Source organism: Pseudoalteromonas sp. GW168-MNA-CIBAN-0100, assembly GCF_040309225.1.
GTDB classification, from domain to species: Bacteria; Pseudomonadota; Gammaproteobacteria; order Enterobacterales; family Alteromonadaceae; genus Pseudoalteromonas; species Pseudoalteromonas arctica.
In genome coordinates, this window is record NZ_JBEOOL010000005.1 from 167,697 (window position 1) to 183,866 (window position 16,170).

At 39.4% G+C, this 16,170-nt stretch carries 15 protein-coding genes; 9 read left to right on the plus strand and 6 right to left on the minus strand.

Annotation, left to right across the window (positions count from 1 at the left end; genetic code table 11):
- Nucleotides 1-63 precede the first annotated feature (63 nt).
- A complete protein-coding gene (locus AAEY62_RS04645; protein ID WP_024590263.1) occupies nt 64-855 on the plus strand; it encodes an AraC family transcriptional regulator in 792 nt (263 codons plus the stop codon).
- 36 nt (nt 856-891) lie between these two features.
- On the opposite strand, the gene AAEY62_RS04650 is transcribed toward AAEY62_RS04645, so the two are convergent.
- From AAEY62_RS04650 to AAEY62_RS04660, 3 genes are all read right to left on the minus strand, one after another.
- Nucleotides 892-2,952, minus strand: a complete 2,061-nt coding sequence (locus AAEY62_RS04650) for a TonB-dependent receptor (RefSeq protein WP_222713848.1) — start codon at nt 2,950-2,952, stop codon at nt 892-894.
- Between the two features lie 74 nt (nt 2,953-3,026).
- Nucleotides 3,027-3,683, minus strand: a complete 657-nt coding sequence (locus AAEY62_RS04655) for a YoaK family protein (RefSeq protein WP_024590264.1) — start codon at nt 3,681-3,683, stop codon at nt 3,027-3,029.
- Between the two features lie 29 nt (nt 3,684-3,712).
- Nucleotides 3,713-4,402 (minus strand): substrate-binding periplasmic protein, encoded by a 690-nt coding sequence (locus AAEY62_RS04660; protein ID WP_024590265.1) that lies wholly within the window; start codon nt 4,400-4,402, stop codon nt 3,713-3,715.
- Between the two features lie 123 nt (nt 4,403-4,525).
- Here AAEY62_RS04660 and AAEY62_RS04665 point away from each other — a divergent pair, with 123 nt between their 5' ends.
- The 3 genes from AAEY62_RS04665 (at nt 4,526) to AAEY62_RS04675 (ending at nt 6,316) form a co-directional block, all read left to right on the plus strand.
- Complete coding sequence (locus AAEY62_RS04665; protein ID WP_007581511.1) at nt 4,526-4,774, plus strand: TIGR03643 family protein; 249 nt, start codon at nt 4,526-4,528, stop codon at nt 4,772-4,774.
- A 76-nt stretch (nt 4,775-4,850) separates the two neighbouring features.
- Nucleotides 4,851-5,213: a hypothetical protein gene (locus AAEY62_RS04670; RefSeq protein WP_024590266.1), complete on the plus strand. Its 363-nt coding sequence runs from the start codon at nt 4,851-4,853 to the stop codon at nt 5,211-5,213.
- A gap of 23 nt (nt 5,214-5,236) precedes the next feature.
- A complete protein-coding gene (locus AAEY62_RS04675) occupies nt 5,237-6,316 on the plus strand; it encodes an endonuclease/exonuclease/phosphatase family protein (RefSeq protein WP_350634666.1) in 1,080 nt (359 codons plus the stop codon).
- 256 nt (nt 6,317-6,572) lie between these two features.
- On the opposite strand, the gene AAEY62_RS04680 is transcribed toward AAEY62_RS04675, so the two are convergent.
- The 3 genes from AAEY62_RS04680 to AAEY62_RS04690 all read right to left on the minus strand — a co-directional run bounded on the left by AAEY62_RS04680 (nt 6,573) and on the right by AAEY62_RS04690 (nt 10,158).
- On the minus strand, nt 6,573-7,238 hold the full coding sequence (locus tag AAEY62_RS04680) for an Ea47 family protein (RefSeq protein WP_024590268.1): 666 nt from the start codon (nt 7,236-7,238) through the stop codon (nt 6,573-6,575).
- 809 nt (nt 7,239-8,047) lie between these two features.
- A complete protein-coding gene (locus tag AAEY62_RS04685; protein ID WP_024590269.1) occupies nt 8,048-9,424 on the minus strand; it encodes an NAD-dependent succinate-semialdehyde dehydrogenase in 1,377 nt (458 codons plus the stop codon).
- 218 nt (nt 9,425-9,642) lie between these two features.
- A complete protein-coding gene (locus tag AAEY62_RS04690) occupies nt 9,643-10,158 on the minus strand; it encodes an NUDIX hydrolase (protein WP_024590270.1) in 516 nt (171 codons plus the stop codon).
- 232 nt (nt 10,159-10,390) lie between these two features.
- Here AAEY62_RS04690 and AAEY62_RS04695 point away from each other — a divergent pair, with 232 nt between their 5' ends.
- The 5 genes from AAEY62_RS04695 to AAEY62_RS04715 are packed head-to-tail and all read left to right on the plus strand — an operon-like array spanning nt 10,391 to nt 15,918.
- Entirely contained in the window at nt 10,391-11,731 is a 1,341-nt protein-coding gene (locus AAEY62_RS04695; RefSeq protein WP_024590271.1) for a sigma-54-dependent transcriptional regulator, read from the plus strand.
- 14 nt (nt 11,732-11,745) lie between these two features.
- The gene (locus tag AAEY62_RS04700; protein ID WP_007581523.1) at nt 11,746-11,955 is read left to right on the plus strand and encodes a histidine kinase dimerization/phospho-acceptor domain-containing protein; all 210 of its coding nucleotides are present in this window, start codon (nt 11,746-11,748) and stop codon (nt 11,953-11,955) included.
- 38 nt (nt 11,956-11,993) lie between these two features.
- Nucleotides 11,994-13,478, plus strand: coding sequence for a sensor histidine kinase (locus AAEY62_RS04705; protein WP_024590272.1), 1,485 nt, complete (start codon nt 11,994-11,996; stop codon nt 13,476-13,478).
- The gene (locus AAEY62_RS04710; protein WP_024590273.1) at nt 13,479-13,940 is read left to right on the plus strand and encodes a response regulator; all 462 of its coding nucleotides are present in this window, start codon (nt 13,479-13,481) and stop codon (nt 13,938-13,940) included.
- 10 nt (nt 13,941-13,950) lie between these two features.
- Nucleotides 13,951-15,918, plus strand: a complete 1,968-nt coding sequence (locus AAEY62_RS04715; protein ID WP_024590274.1) for a hybrid sensor histidine kinase/response regulator — start codon at nt 13,951-13,953, stop codon at nt 15,916-15,918.
- The last annotated feature ends 252 nt before the right edge of the window (nt 15,919-16,170 follow it).

Consider the following 16,170-nt stretch of genomic DNA (forward strand, 5'->3'; position numbering starts at 1 on the left):
AAGGCTTAGCAAAAACTATAATTTAGAGATAATGACATTAAATAACTAAAAACAGACAAAACTATGTTTGATGCAATTGGCTGGGACGACATTAAAAATTTTGAAACTATGGCGCAGCCCATAATAGCCAAAATAGAGCATGCCCATGCAAGTCACGAAATACCACTACACACTCATCCAAAGGGGCAGTTAATTTTAGCCCTGCATGGTTATGTAACCTGTGAAGTGTCAGCCAAAATGTGGATGGTGCCCACGCACAGTGCAATTTGGATCCCAGCACAAAAGGTGCATAGCAATAGGGCGTCTGATAACGCGCAGCTTTGTCATTTATTTATTGATAGTAGTAAAAACGGTATGCCGCTAAATACCTGTACGTTAGCTATTACGCCGTTGGTTAAAGAGCTAATGTGCGAGTTGGCTGCACATAATCAGCACTATACTTTAAATAGTAAAACAGCACGTTTAGCGCAGGTATTATTTGATCAACTTATTGAAATGCCAGTACAACCACTCGATTTTGTATTATCTAAAAATGAGGTAATTCAAACTATGAGCGATCAGTTAATAAACATGCCAAACAATCGAAAAACACTACCACAATGGGCTAAGCAGTTTGCATTAACTGAGCGCACATTAGCGCGGTTAATTAAAAAAGAAACAGGTATGACATTTGGAAAGTGGCGTACGCAATTGCATATAATTACAGCCTTAAAAGCGCTTTCTGATAAGCAAAGTGTGCAGCAGGTGTCGGAGTTATTAGGGTATGAGTCGGTGAGTGCATTTATTACTATGTTTAAAAAGGTAATGAAAAAGTCGCCCATGAAATACATGAGCGACTTAAATCAGTTAAATTAGCTTAGCTCTTAAATAAGTTTAGCCTTTAAGTAAGCATTACCACGTGTAAGTTGCCGAAAGCATGGCGTTACGTGGTTTGCCAGGGAAGTATCTGTCGCCGGTAAAGCTGGTGTAATCGGCGCGCTCTGCATAAGCCTCATTAGTTAAATTAATAATGCGGGCAAGCACTTCAAGGTTATTAGTAACTTGCCACTGTGCGCGTAGGCTTAAAACATCATGCCCTTGGTATTTATTTAAGTTTTCTGGGTCGGTGTAGTAGTTACCAACGCGGTGCCACTGCAAAGCAAATTGCGCGTTGTTTAATGCCTGCCATGTTAAATCGAGATTAGCAATATTACGCGGCGCGGTATCTATGTCGTTGCCGTTTATATTTAAACCGTTAAGTATTTGGTTGTTAGTGTAAGTATGCTTTGCGTGAGTGCCAGCAAAGTTAAGCGCAAGCGACTTAGTCAGCTGGTAGTCAAGCTCAAGCTCAATACCACGATGGCGAGAGCTGCCATTATTTACCGTAAAAAAGTCGCTATCGCGGTAAATCGTATTGTGTTTACTCATAGCGTAAACCGACACGCCATAACGTAGTTTTTCGTAAATCCCTTTAATACCTAGTTCTGCGTTATTGGCTATTTCGGCGCTTAAATTTGCAGTGGTTTGCTCGCGTTGCAATTGGTATAGCTCAGCCGCTTGTGGCGCTCTGTAACCGCGAGAAAAGTTTGCATAAAGCGTGTTATTTGTATTGTACTGATAACTAACCCCAAGCTTTGGCGATAGATTACTAAAACTATTTTTAGCACTCGCTGGGCGGCTATATCGGCAACCACCAAAGCCGCATTCTGTGCCGTCGTCTTTTGTTCTACCTGCTAGCATATTATTGGTGTAGTCGTACTGCATATGCTCGTAGCGCACACCTGCGGTAAGTAACCATTTATTTAATTGCCAATCAAGCGATGCAAAAGGGGCATAAAGCGTGGCGTTTACATCGTAATCGTAATGCTTACCTTGTGGCACTGTAGCAACTAAAAAAGCAGAACCTTGAGTGGGCTCGTTTTGGCTTTGAGTAAAGTCGGCTTGCGTGTATTCGCCGTCAAGCCCTAGGTTTATTTTTATATTACGTTGTAAATTATATTGATAAAGCGATTGTATGCCAAAACCAGTTTGACTGTTTTTTTCAAGCGGTGTGCCGGGTAAAAAGTGCTTAAAAAAGTCCATGCTTTGGTCGCGAAAATATAACGTAGTAGAGAGCACATCATCGTTATTTAATTGCCATGTTGCATTGCTCCATGCTCTAAATGCACGTGCTTTTCTAAATGCGTCTGGGTCAAAGTTTTTTTGCGAGAGGTCTTCGTTTTTATAGCTTTCAAAGCCTGTAATAAATCCAGCCGTTTGCTGATCAAGATTTGTGTAAGTAAGGCCTGAGGTAAGTAATAAATTATTATTTGAATAGCGATGGCGAATATTAACTTTTTGTTGTTCTACGCTTTCGTCGTCGCGGTAACCGCTATCGTCGGTAACACTTGCGTTAATGCCTATACCGCTGTTGCCGTAATCTTGTCCTGCACGTAATTTGTAGCGAGTATAACCGTACGAGCCATAATCTAAACCAACTAAACCACCGCCTTGAGTAGTGTCGGGCGTTATTACATTAATAACACCATGCACAGCATTTGAGCCATAAAGTGCAGAGCCAGGGCCTTTTAATACTTCAATGCGCTGCGCCATTTCGCTGTGCGCCTCAAATAGCTCGTTTATATTACAAAACCCAGCGGCTCTCAGTGGTATGCCATCTTCTAAGGTTAATATGCCACCACAAGCGCCTGCGCCCGAAAGCACTTGTGAGCGAAGCGCGGGTAAATACTCTTGGCCATTTCCGCGTTGAATATTAGCACCCGCTACACGTTGCAGAGCTTCTTCAATATGGGTAGGCGCTATGCTATTTAGCTGCGCTTGCGTTAGTGTACTTATTGATAAAGGGAGTGGGGTAGATAGCGCTTCAATACGTGATGCCGTAGTTGTTATGGTTTCTATTGCATCGTTGTTTTGATTATCGGCAAACGCAGTGTGGCTAAAGGGTAATAACAGCGGCAAAAAATAAGGTTTCATACATTCCTTGAAAGTAATCTATATTGCATTGCTTCTATAATATGCGGTTTTTATGTGCATTTAAACTTGTTGCGTTAAAGCGTACGTAGCCTATAAACCCGATACGTAATTGATAAAACAAAACAAGCCACAGCAGGAAACACCAAAGCCAGCACTAAGTAATGCTCAAATAAAACAAAACCGGTTATACCGCCTAGTAAAAAGCCTGCAATAATGAGTAAAAACATAACCCCTTTACGAGTATCAAATTGCTCACCTTTAAGAGCTTTACCTAGCATTAAACCAAGGTCAGTAAAAATACCGGTTAAATGTGTCGTACGTATAACAGCACCACTGTAATTAGTGGCTAGCGCATTTTGTAGCCCACACGCAGCAGACGTTAAAACAATGCCGTAAACGAATGTGTTTTTGAGTAAATAAGCACTCGCAAGTAGTAGCAATCCTTCAATAAAAAGCAAAGTGTCGTAATGACGACCAAGTTTTAATGAGCCACCAGAGAGTAAAAATCCCGACAGTGCCGAACCCAACATAAAGCTAATAATTATTGAAAGTAGCAATAAGGCAGTGCTGGGGTTAGTTATTACTTTAATACCAAGTAAAGTAACAGAGCCAGATACATGCGAAATAGCCTGGTGCTCAAATCCTAATAAGCCTACAGCGTTTACTACGCCCGCTATAAATGCGAGCGTAAACGCGCCATATTCAACCCACTTTGGTAGTTTTGTAAACATTGGTTATCTCTTAACGTGTGCAGTGTTAATTATTGAGTTTGTGCTTTAAAACGTTTTATTTGCTCATCAACTAATTTTGTATCAATTACGCCACGCTTAAAAGCAATGTAAGTAGGAAGCGTAAACTCATTGAACTGCCTAGCGTATATATTTTTATATTCTTTTGAGTACCACAAACCCGCTTGATAGTTAGTTATTGCGTATTCAACACGTTTTTTTTCTAGTAGCTCAAAAGTGTCTTTAGTTGAAAGTGAGCGAAGTAGATTACTCTCATCAAGGTTATACTTTGTAGCAATAACCTCAGGCAAAGCAACGCCGCGCAGCATCGCTATTGGGGCATTTGATAAATTGTTTGTGAGTAGCTTATCTTTGTTTAAAGTAAATAAACCATACTTAGTAGTATGCAAGGGCACACTTGTAAAATCTAAATACTTTGCACGTTCCTCTGTATTGGCCAAAGAGAAATAGCAGTCGTAGTAACCCAGCGCCATTTCTTTTTTAACGCGCGCCCATGGCAGATGAATTACGTCAATTTTAAGATTTAAATTACGCTCAATAAACGTTAAATATTCAATATCTAAACCCGTGAACGTATCGCTTTTCTCATCAAATATAGTAAAAGGCGGGTAGTGGGTTGTTACGCACCGCAGGGTTTTACTTGGCGCTGCAAGTAATAACGAAGGTAAAGTTAAAGCTAAAAACAGAAATATTGCGCGCATAAATATAAATTCGATATCTTTTAAAGTACATAACTTGAACGCCAATTATACAGTTACTGAGCTTAATTGCATTGATCTAAGTATTTTTACCTAGCGTATAAGTTAAATTTTGTGAGATATACCATGTTTAACGCAGAGCAGCAGTCACGCATTATCGAAATGGCGTGGGAAGATAGAACCCCCTACGAGGCTATAGAGCAGCTATACGGATTAAAGTATCCGCAGCTGGTGGTTTTTATGCGAGACAATGTTTCAAAAGGCAGTTTTAAAGTGTGGCGTAAGCGCCATGCAGGTCGTAAAACAAAACATTTAAAATTACGCGATCCCGCTATTATGCGAAGCCATTGTAAAACACAATATAAACAGCGTTAAATAAGTGTAAGTTGTTTCATATGATGTTCAGCCGTGTTTGTTAACCTTTAGCTATTAATTACGCTAGAGATTATTTATGAGAGCACTAACATACACAACACTAATAGCATTAGCTTTATGTTCAATAAGCGCAGACGCAAAACCGCATAAAGATAAACATGGTCATAAACACGGCCATAAAAAGCATCATTCACATAAGCATAATGACAATGACTACCTTTCTAAAAAAGAGGCTAAGCAGTTAATTCGCGCAGGTTGGACGCCACCAGGGCTAAGTAAAAGCTATCACCGAGGTGACTTTTTAGATCGTGATTTATACAAACGAGGTAGAGTAATTGAACGCTCTAGAGATAATGGTACAGTGAGTATTGAAATAGACCGTACAGTTATTCATATGGTGCACGATACCCGAGAAATACTTTCAATTTTAAGTCGCTAAATTAACGTTATAAGGATATTAAAATGCTCATTGCGCTGGCTATAATTATTGGCTTTTTTTTACTGGTTACCTTATTACCTATGTCGTACAGCCAGCATTACTTAGTGCGTAGCTGCGATTTTGTGCGCTTACAGGTATTTTATATTGCCAGTTTTGCAGCCGTTACTTCGTTGTTTTTATTATGGCAAAGTAGCGCAATGGGTTACGTATTTATAGCCTTAACCTCATTACTTATAATGATTTTACAAGGTAAATGGATTTACCCGTATACGTGGCTTGCTAAAAAAGAAGTGCAAAGCGCACCTAAGCATATAGATCATAGTATAAGGATTATGTCGGCAAATGTACTTATGTCGAACCATAAAGGTGAGCAGTTAATTAGCCTTGTTGATGAGCATCAACCCGACCTACTTATTACGCTTGAGAGCGATAGCTGGTGGGAAAATAAATTATCAGTCATTAAAAAAAATTACCCGTACTACATAGAATGCCCTAAAGACAATCGTTATGGCATGCACTTATACAGCAAGTTTAAAATACTCGATGCACAAATATGTGAGCTTATAGAGGAAGATATTCCCTCAATTCATATTTTGTTTGAAAACGATGAAGGCCTACAAATGCAAGGGCACTTTATTCACCCCGCACCGCCAAGCCCGACCGAAGAAGACTCATCGCGTCCGCGCGACTCAGAGCTAATAATGGTGGCTAAAGCACTTAAAAACCCTACACGGCCCACCATAGTTGCCGGTGATTTAAACGACGTAGCATGGTCGCGTAGCACCCGTTTGTTTATGCAAATAAGTGGCTTTTTAGACCCTCGAAAAGGCCGTGGTTTTTATAATACCTTTCATGCAGGCTACTTTTTTATGCGTTGGCCGCTCGATCACTTATTTCACAGCGAAGGGTTTAAAGTAAAACGTATTAAGCGCTTAGCTAAATATGGCTCAGATCACTTTGCGCTACTCACTGAGCTTTCTTACGAAAACGCTAATCAGCAATCATTAGAAACTAAATCAGCGCAGCACAAGCAAGAAGAAATTCAAGAGCTTGCTATGAATAAGGCTGACAAGCGAAAGGTGCCGAGGTTTGAGAAGAAGTGATAGCTGCTAGTTCTAGCTATTCGTCAATAAGTATTAACTTGCACTAGCTCAGATCTTAACTGTCAGGTGTTTGACTAATAATATTTAATCAAACCTGACAGTCTCATAAGTGCCATGAGCGGATATTGCTTAACATCCTGTTAAGGAGATATCAACGCAATACCGAAGCCGCCGCATACAACCTTAAACACTAAAACCAATGCATGGTGAAAATGCCACGCCTTGAGAATCCCTTTTAAACAATTTGTTATAAGTTTTATTTCACTACTCTCATGTATGGTGGCAACCGGCGTCCATTTACGGTTTGAGTGTCTTGGTCAAGAAACTCTTTTCTGGCGTTATCCAGCAGGGCCTCTAAAAACTTGAGAAAATGTTCAGAAAGTTGCTCTATAGTCTTTGATTTTAGTTCATCGTCATCTGGCACTGGTAATTCTTTAAAATGTTGCGTTACCTCCACAACACTGGTTGGTATTTCAACGTAATATTTTTCCTTGCTGCCATCTGGAAGCTCAACCTCAAAACCACTACCACCAAGCTGATCACCGATGAAAAATCCAACAGTACCCGGTGGCTGCTTATATTGCGAGGCCATATCGGAAGAAAAATGATGGATATGGGCTGACGTCGAGACTGGTAAGCGTCCTTGTTTTTCAAGGTCGTTTCTGAGTTTAACGAAGTATTTCATCACTACATCTTGCTTCATTAATTCTTGATGAGGTTCATACCATTCATCGAACCTTTCTTTATCAACAGCGGACCTTAAGTTTTGAAGCACAAAAGTTACCGAGCGACCAAATACGATAAGGTTCCTTAAACCAGTAAAACGTCGAGTCTTGTTTGATGAAACTAGGTCGTCAAAGCCATGCTTTGCCGTTTCTAACGTTTGTTCTGTACGAACTAAAATTTCACTGATTGTTGTCATATTCCCTCAAACTTATAACAAATTAATAGTGCGCTCATAGCGCATATTTCTACCGACTTAATGCCCATTTATCTACTTTTAACAAATAACCTAAGGTATTACTATCACTAAGTTTTCTAAAACTTTAAAGTAAAGTTTAATGCAATAATATGCGCGCGCCGCTCATTTTCATGAATATACGAGCAAAGAGCAGTTTGACCAATCAATTAACTATTATATTTATTCAACCTCAATGTCCGGTTATCGCTCATTTTTGTCTATCAGGTTTCAGGTATTAGCTTCTACATATTAATAGCTAGCTCTGGGTTTAATCGTACTTGGTCTAGCTCTGTTTAAGGATCATATTTGTGATGTTTGCTGTAATAGTCCTGACTATGTTTATGCCTTTAAATACATTGCTTAACAGGTTTGTAAGCGCAATTTAAAATAACGATAAAAGCAACGTGCTTACGTTTTTATTTAATAAGCTAAATTGTGAAGTGAGTTTAAATTATTAAAATTTAATGACGTAGCATTGGTTAGCTTGTAACTTTTTATTTTGAAGGATATTTAATTCTTAAAAGCGCGATGTAAAATCGCACCTACGAATATATCCAAAATTCGGTACTATCTCCTACTAAAAGCTCGGTACTGTCTCTTACTAAAAACTAAGTACTGCCTCCTGAAAACTACTTTCTAAAAGCAATCTTCTAAAAGTTATAAAAAAAAGCCTAAAAGTGGTTACCCACTTTTAGGCTTAGTAATTTTTGTGTTTTAAACACATATTAAGAATCTGTATTTAAAACACTTATTTCATTTATGCAGCTAAATTAGCTGGCGATCATAATGCTTTTAACATTAACAAATTCGCGCATACCAAAACCGCCGTGTTCTCGGCCGTAGCCGCTGCCTTTAACACCACCAAACGGTAGGTTAGGTTGTGCTAAACCGTAGCCGTTAATGTTGATCATGCCGGTGTCGAAGTACTTTTTAGCAAGCTCAATGGCTTTTTTCTCGTCTTTTGAGAAAATACCACCGCCTAAACCGTAGCGAGAATCGTTGGCGATGCGCATAGCATCGTCGTTATCTTTGGCTTTAATAAGCGAAGCGACAGGGCCAAATAATTCGTCGTCGTAGGCCGGCATGCCAGGTGATAGGTTATCTAGTAGAGTAGGTGGGTAGTAATAGCCCGTTTGCGATGGTATTTCGCCACCCGTTACTATGTTTGCACCTGCTTTAACTGATTCCATTACTTGGTCGTGAATACCGTCGCGTAAATCTTCACGGGCCATTGGACCTAAGTCTGTGTCATCTGCCATTGGGTCGCCCATTTTCATGGCTTCGAACTGCTCTTTAATTTGTGCTTTAAAGTCATCGTAAAGTGACTCAACAACAACATAACGTTTAGCTGAAACACACGTTTCGCCGTTATTGATCATGCGACCTGTTACACAGGTTTTAACTGCAAGCTCTAAATCTGCGTCATCGAGTACTAAGTAAGCGTCATTACTACCAAGCTCTAACACTGTCTTTTTAGCGTGTTTACCCGCTTCTTCAGCTACTTTTTTACCTGTGGCATCGCTACCCGTAAAGGTTACGCCGCTAATTGCTTTGTGCGCAATGAGTGAGCTGGCGGTTTTACCGTCGATGAGTAAGTTGCTGAAACAGTACTCTGGGAAACCAGCTTGTTTAAATAGCTCTTCAATTTTTTCAGCCATGCCAAATACGTTACCAGCATGTTTTAATACGGTTGTGTTACCCGCCATTATGTTGGCAGCACTGTAGCGAATTACCTGATAAAGCGGGAAGTTCCACGGTTGAATACCTAACAGTACACCTGTTGGTTGATAGCTGATAATTGCACGGCCGCCGTCCATATCACGTTCTTCGTCAGCAAGTACTTGTGGGCCTTGTTCGGCTGTGTAACGACAAATTCCTGCACATAGTTCAACTTCTTGAAAGCCTTGCTCGTATACTTTACCCATTTCTTCGGTCATGAGTTTTGCGATAGATTCTTTTTGCTCTTCGAAAAGTGAGGCTAACTTATTAAGATATCTCGCACGTTCAGTGAACGACGTTAAGCGCCATTTTAAATATGTTTCGTGAGATTTTTCGATTACCTGTTCTGCTTCTTTTTGAGAAAGTAGCGTGTAGGTTTCAATGGTTTGCTCAGTTGCCGGATTAATCGTTTTAACTGTGTTACTCATTTCTATCTCCTTACAAATTAATTATCTATAAGGGTGCAAAACGAAAGCCAATATCAAAAAAACAGTATTAATTAATCTCAAGCTATTGAAATGTAGTATCTATTTTTGGTTTTTTATTCTGCTAATAACTTTTTACTACTATGAATATATTATCCAAAGCAGTAAAAAGTTCTGATTGATGCAAAATTTACAAGGTTGACTGCTCATGCTTATTCAACTTATAGAAGTTCTTTAGCAATGCGCTTTAGTAGGTAGGTTTCTCGTAAAATGGAGAGTCCTTGTTTTTCACTGTTAGCAAGTGTGCGCTCGTTATGAGCAATTGCATTGTTAATATCAACCCATTTAGCAGTCATGCCATTTTGCTGCTCATAATGCTCTAACTGTGCTTTGCCAAACTCGTCGGCAATATTACATACAAAGCAATACGATTTGATATGAATAATATCAAAGTCTTCTTTATACCAAGGGCGATACTCTTCATAGAGTCCATAAGCTTTAACTACACTTATTTGTTGTGCACCGGTTTCCTCGCTTAGTTCGCGAATTAAGCCTTGTTCAATACTTTCGCCTTCATCTACTCCACCACCAGGTAAACTGTAATCTTCATAGCGGCTTGTATACATTAAAAGTATTTTATTATTTTTAATAACAATGGCGCGAGCTGTTAAACGCGTAAACTGACTACCGTGGTCAATATTAATACCTGAATGAATTAAGGTTTTTAATTGCTGCATTTCGTCTCCTTTTTTAAGCTTTTAATGATAACAGTTGCTACCATTCTATAAATAGAAACGATTTTAATTATTTTTCGTAATTTGTGATCGTTTTTTTAAGCATACGTAAATATTAGGTTGGTAAAATAAATAGCATTGGATTAATTAGCTATTTAAGTAATTAGATTCTAGGCGTGCCTTTAAATTAATATTTAGGATGCGTAGAATAAGAAAAAAAGCATAGGGATTTATCATGTTAGACATACTTTTAGTAGACGATGACGTTGAATTTAGTGACGTTGTTTGCCACATAGTCGAATTCCTCGGCCACAATATAAGCACCGCCACCAGTTTAAAAGAAGCACATCAATGGTTTGAAAATAATACCTTTGACCATGTGCTACTTGATTTTATGTTACCTGATGGTAGCGGCCTGCATTTACTTGATCATTTAAAAACGATTGGGCAATCTCCAAAAATTACACTTATATCGGGTCATCCTTCAGTTAAAGGCATTTTAGCTGAAATGTGTGAGCCAAATGTAGGGCATTTATTAAAGCCATTACAGCGTGAAGATTTAGAACTCGTTTTGAATGGCCCTAAAAAAGCAGTTAAAAAAGCAAAATCGAGCGGTATTGTACGCCACTTTGGTGGGTTAATTGGTGAATCTGAGCCAATGCAAAAGCTTTACAACATGATTGAACGCGTTGCTAAAACAAATGCTAACGTGATGCTTATGGGGGAAAGTGGTGCAGGTAAAGAAGTAGTGGCTCAAGCTATTCATAACGCAAGCCAATGCGAAGGCCCATTAGTTGCGAGCAACTGTGGTGGGCTTTCAAAAGAGTTAATTGGCAGTGAATTATTTGGCCACGAAAAAGGCGCATTTACAGGCGCAATTGCACGCAAAGAAGGTGTGTTTGAGCAATCTAATAACGGTACTTTATTTTTAGATGAAGTAACCGAGATGCCAATTGATATGCAGCCAAATTTACTGCGAGTGCTTGAAACTAAAAAGGTAACACGCGTAGGTGGTAACAGAGAAATACCAACCAATTGTCGTGTTATTTCAGCTACGAACCGTTCGCTTACTGATTTAGCACAAAATAATATTATTCGTGAAGATATTTACTTTAGGTTGGCTGTTTTTCCTATTGATATACCGCCACTTCGCGATAGAAAAGAAGATATTCCTTTATTAGCTAAAGCATTTTTAGATCAGCTTAATGATGAAAACGGTACCGCATTTAGTTGGACACCCGCGCAGCTTAAAGAGCTACAAAGTTATGAGTGGCCGGGTAATGTGCGCGAAATTCGCCACGCTATACACCGTGCATTTATTATGAGCGATCCGCAAACTAGCGATATTATTCTACCAGATAACTTAGAGTCGCCTTTTTCGCGCGTTAATAATCAAACTGCCGAAAAGCCAGTATCAGCAGGACAAACCATTGAAGAAGTCGAAAAAGAACTTATTCATGCAACGCTTGACAAGGTGCAAGGTAATAAAACGCTTGCTGCACAAATGCTAGGTATTAGTACTAAAACACTTTATAACCGCCTTAATGCATATGGCGGTATTGGCGAATATAAATAGATTTGAGGAAGGGCATGACATCCGATAACCAAACAGAGCAACTAAATAAATTAGTACACGATGCAAGAGCGCCGCTTAATCGTATATCGATGAATGCAGAGCTTATTAAGTTGGTACTTGAAAACGATATGCCAAAAGAAAAAGCGCTAGATGCACTTGATAAAATTATTAACAATTGCCAACAGTGTAGTGAAAGTTTACAAAAAATAACTGACTCTCAATAAATAGTAAGTGTTGTACAAACTCTAATTCGGGAAGCTAAATGAGCAAGCAAAAACAGCAAGGTAAAGCGAATGTTACTTGGGCAGCTTTTATAGTTGTTGTGTTAAGTATTATTGTAGGTAACGCAGTTTTAGCATTGAATACGATTCAAGGTATAACGCAAACCCAAAAGAGTTTAGACAACACTAATATGCTGACAACGGCAATTGAGCAACTGCATTTATCAATAGTGCAGGCTGAGTCGGGTCAGCGCGGTTATTTATTAACAGAAGAGACTGACTATTTAACGCCTTATTATGATGCTATTGGACAAATTGAAGCTCAAACAGATCATGTTAAGTCACTACACTCTGAGATTGACGGCCAAGCTGAGCGTATTGCTCAGTTGTTAGTACTAGTTGATAGCAAAATTAAAGAGCTGAAGCAAACTGTAAACCTAGCATTGGATGACAAAGAGCGACGTGCAATCTATGTGTTAAATACACATAAAGGTCGGGAGCTTTATAAGCAAATTAGAGAGTATGTTAATGAAATTCAAGACCGCGAATTACTCTTTAAAGTGAGCCATTTTTCAAAGTTAGCGCAAATTAAAAATGAAGCTAAAATCACGTTTGCTATTACAGCAATCACAAGCTTATTACTTATTATTGGTATGTTTGTAATGACACGTCTTAATTTAAGAAATGCAGCTAAGTATCGTTTTGAGCTTGAAAAACAAAACGAGACTTTAGCAACTAAAGTGTCTGAGCGTACGCAAGAATTAACATTGTATTCTGACGAACTGAGCCGAAGTAACCGAGAGCTTGAAGAATTTGCTTTTGTAGCGAGCCATGATTTACAAGAACCGCTTAGAAAAATTCAAGCCTTTAGTGACCGCCTCGAAACCATGTTTAAAGATGAGCTGGGTGAAAAAGGGATTGATTACATTGGCCGCATGAAAAATGCAGCGCAACGCATGTCTAACTTAATTAATGACCTATTAGAGTTCTCGCGTATTACAACACGCGGCAAAGACTTTGATGATACAAATTTAAACGAAGTAGTAACCGATATATTAAGTGATTTAGAAATTGCGATAGGTGAGTCTAATACACAAGTTGATGTAGAAGACTTACCGGTTATTCAGGCTGATAAAAGCCAAATGCAGCAGCTGTTTTTAAACTTGTTGTCGAATGCAGTTAAATTTAGACGCCCAGATGTAAGTCCACATATAAAAATTAGTTATCAAGATGAAGATATTTTTAGTGAGGATCATAATACCAATTTGAGCTTTCAAGTTATTACCATAGAAGATAACGGTATTGGTTTTTCACAAGACTATGCCGATAAAATATTTGTACCGTTTCAGCGCTTACATGGTCGCTCACAATATAAAGGCACGGGTATTGGCCTTTCTGTATGTAGGCGTATTGTGGAGCGCCACGGTGGTACAATTACAGCCCAAAGTAAAGACGGTGAAGGTGCAACCTTCATTATAAAACTACCTGTGGAAGCTGCGCTTTTCACATTGCAAGGAGAGGCTTAAATGCCCTATTCAAAAGTAAAACCTATTACTATTTTAATGGCAGATGATGATGAAGATGATCGTTTGTTAACACAAGATGCCCTTGCCGAAAGCCGTGTACTTAACGAGCTTCATTTTGTTGAAGACGGCGTTGAGTTACTTGAATATTTAGAACGTAAAGGTAAGTTTGAAGACAAAACAGTGTCGCCACGACCAGGATTAATATTACTTGATTTAAACATGCCAAGAATGGATGGCCGTGAAGCGCTTGAAGCTATAAAAGGGAACCTTAATTTAAAGGGAATCCCGGTTGTTATATTAACTACGTCTAAGCAAGAAGAAGACATGGTTAAAGGCTATAACTTAGGTGCTGCATCTTATATTACAAAACCAGTAACGTTTGATGGTTTAGTTGATTTGATGAAAACGCTAGGAAAATACTGGGTAGAGTTTGTAGAGCTACCGACAACATTTAACGATTAATGGAGATTGTATGTTAGATAAAGTGACTCAGTTGCTGCTTGTAGAAGATGATGAAGATGATTACATACTCACCTGCGACTATCTGGACCAATTGGATTCACACACGTTTAACATTCAATGGATAAGTTCCCCAGAGCAGGCAGTTGCAACGCTTAGCAAAAATGAGCACGACATTTGCCTGCTTGATTACCGCTTGGGTGCATCTAATGGTTTAGATGTACTAAAAGAAGCCATTGCTAATGGCTTTAGCGGCCCAATTATTATGCTTACCGGGCAGTCAAACGACGAGTTAGACTCGGCGGCGCTTGATGCCGGTGCAGTAGATTATTTAATAAAAACAGAAATGAGTTCGAGCCGCTTTGCGCGCGCTATTCGCTATGCACTTGCTCGTAAAGATGTTGAAGGTGAGAGAGTAGAGCGTTTAAAGGCCGAAGCTGAAAATCGCTCAAAAGACCGCTTTTTAGCTCATTTAAGCCACGAATTACGTACTCCTCTATCGTCTATTTTAGGTTACACCGAACTATTAATGCAGAGCGACTTTAGTCAGCAAGCAGAAAATGAATTGGGTGTTATTTATCGAAACGGTAAACATTTATTGAGCCTGTTAAACGATGTGCTCGACTTATCTAAAATAGCAGCCGATAAACTGGAACTTACCCTAAGCGAAGTTAACCTTGATAGCATGCTTGCCGATGTATACACGCTAATGCGCGTATCGGTGCTAGATAAGGGCCTTACGCTGCGCTTTGAATCTCATCAGCCATTACCTTTGGTTGCACGACTGGATGCAACAAGAGTTCGCCAAATTTTAATAAATCTAATAAACAATGCGGTTAAATTTACCGATAAAGGCGAAATTGTTGTTAATGCGTGGACGCAGTGGGTTGATGATCGTGAAATGCTATTTTTTAGCATTAAAGACTCAGGCATGGGCATTGCCCCTGAAAAACAAGAACTAATATTCAAGCCATTTGAACAAATAGCCGATGTAGAATCACGCTCTGTAGGTGGCGCAGGCTTAGGCTTGGCAATATGTGCTGAATTGTTAGCACGTATGCACGGTGATATTAGTTTGCATTCTGAAATTGGTAAAGGCTCTACGTTTACTATTTCGGTTTACCCAGGTGATATTAGCGAAGTAGAACGACAGGTACTTAATTTTAGCAGTGCGCCGCAACTACAAAGTAAATCGGCTCCATGTAAAGTGCATGGGCGAGTATTAGTAGTTGATGATTTACGTGATTTACGCATGCTAGTCGGTCATATGATCAGTACCTGTGGTGCGCGCGTCGATTATGCCGAACATGGCCAACAAGCGCTTGAAAAAGTGCGTATTGCAGATGCGTATAAAGCGCCTTACGACATTATTTTTATTGATATTCATATGCCTGTAATGGGCGGCAAGGAAGCTACCATAGAGCTTAGAAAAATGGGTTACAAAGGCCCAATAATCGCGCTCACTGCCGCTACTATGAAAGGCATACATGAGGAGCTTGCTGCACTTGGCTTTAACGATGTAATACCAAAACCTGTTGATAGCGCGGCTTTATATCAATGTTTGCAAGATTATTTGGTAGCGCCAGAGCATGCACCGCAAGCTAAAGATATAAATTGTAGTAAGGGCTTAACCGAGAAAAAGCAGCGCTTTTTACTTGTTGAAGACGATCACGATGCAGCACAAATTACGCAGCTACTTTTAGAAAGCTTAGGTGTTGAAACGGTCATTGCGTCTAGCTGCGCACAATGTTTGCAAATACTTAATCACGACCAGCAATTTAATAAGGTATTGCTAGATATGCATTTACCCGATGGGCGTGGCATTGATTTAGGCCAGCAAATTAATGAGCGATATCCAGAGCTACGCTTGGTGATTGTAAGTGGCGCAGAGCCAAACCCTAGAGAAATAAAAGATTTAAATATTGACCGAGTTTTACTTAAACCTATTAATTTGAGCTTACTTGAAACGCTTATTAGCTAGGGCCTGTTTATCTTTCGAGGTTAAATTTGCAGCAGTATGTTTGGTATTTAGGCAAGGCAGAGCCTGTGTAGTGTGGTTATTCCCCATAAATAGGCGATAACGAAGCACAAATGCCAAACATGCGCTGCCCGAAGGGTTCTGCCCAGGGGCTATTTACTCTTTGTTGCCTACATGGATGTCATAGGTAGGTACTTAAGAAAAACATTAAGTACAGCCTTAAAAATTTGGCTCTACCCCATACTGAAATACTCC

Bases quoted from the DNA above. Each gene is read 5' to 3' on its own strand.
- AAEY62_RS04645 (WP_024590263.1), top strand. From the start codon at position 64: ATGTTTGATGCAATTGGCTGGGACGACATTAAAAATTTTGAAACTATG.
- AAEY62_RS04650 (WP_222713848.1), bottom strand. From the start codon at position 2,952: ATGAAACCTTATTTTTTGCCGCTGTTATTACCCTTTAGCCACACTGCG.
- AAEY62_RS04655 (WP_024590264.1), bottom strand. From the start codon at position 3,683: ATGTTTACAAAACTACCAAAGTGGGTTGAATATGGCGCGTTTACGCTC.
- AAEY62_RS04660 (WP_024590265.1), bottom strand. From the start codon at position 4,402: ATGCGCGCAATATTTCTGTTTTTAGCTTTAACTTTACCTTCGTTATTA.
- AAEY62_RS04665 (WP_007581511.1), top strand. From the start codon at position 4,526: ATGTTTAACGCAGAGCAGCAGTCACGCATTATCGAAATGGCGTGGGAA.
- AAEY62_RS04670 (WP_024590266.1), top strand. From the start codon at position 4,851: ATGAGAGCACTAACATACACAACACTAATAGCATTAGCTTTATGTTCA.
- AAEY62_RS04675 (WP_350634666.1), top strand. From the start codon at position 5,237: ATGCTCATTGCGCTGGCTATAATTATTGGCTTTTTTTTACTGGTTACC.
- AAEY62_RS04680 (WP_024590268.1), bottom strand. From the start codon at position 7,238: ATGACAACAATCAGTGAAATTTTAGTTCGTACAGAACAAACGTTAGAA.
- AAEY62_RS04685 (WP_024590269.1), bottom strand. From the start codon at position 9,424: ATGAGTAACACAGTTAAAACGATTAATCCGGCAACTGAGCAAACCATT.
- AAEY62_RS04690 (WP_024590270.1), bottom strand. From the start codon at position 10,158: ATGCAGCAATTAAAAACCTTAATTCATTCAGGTATTAATATTGACCAC.
- AAEY62_RS04695 (WP_024590271.1), top strand. From the start codon at position 10,391: ATGTTAGACATACTTTTAGTAGACGATGACGTTGAATTTAGTGACGTT.
- AAEY62_RS04700 (WP_007581523.1), top strand. From the start codon at position 11,746: ATGACATCCGATAACCAAACAGAGCAACTAAATAAATTAGTACACGAT.
- AAEY62_RS04705 (WP_024590272.1), top strand. From the start codon at position 11,994: ATGAGCAAGCAAAAACAGCAAGGTAAAGCGAATGTTACTTGGGCAGCT.
- AAEY62_RS04710 (WP_024590273.1), top strand. From the start codon at position 13,479: ATGCCCTATTCAAAAGTAAAACCTATTACTATTTTAATGGCAGATGAT.
- AAEY62_RS04715 (WP_024590274.1), top strand. From the start codon at position 13,951: ATGTTAGATAAAGTGACTCAGTTGCTGCTTGTAGAAGATGATGAAGAT.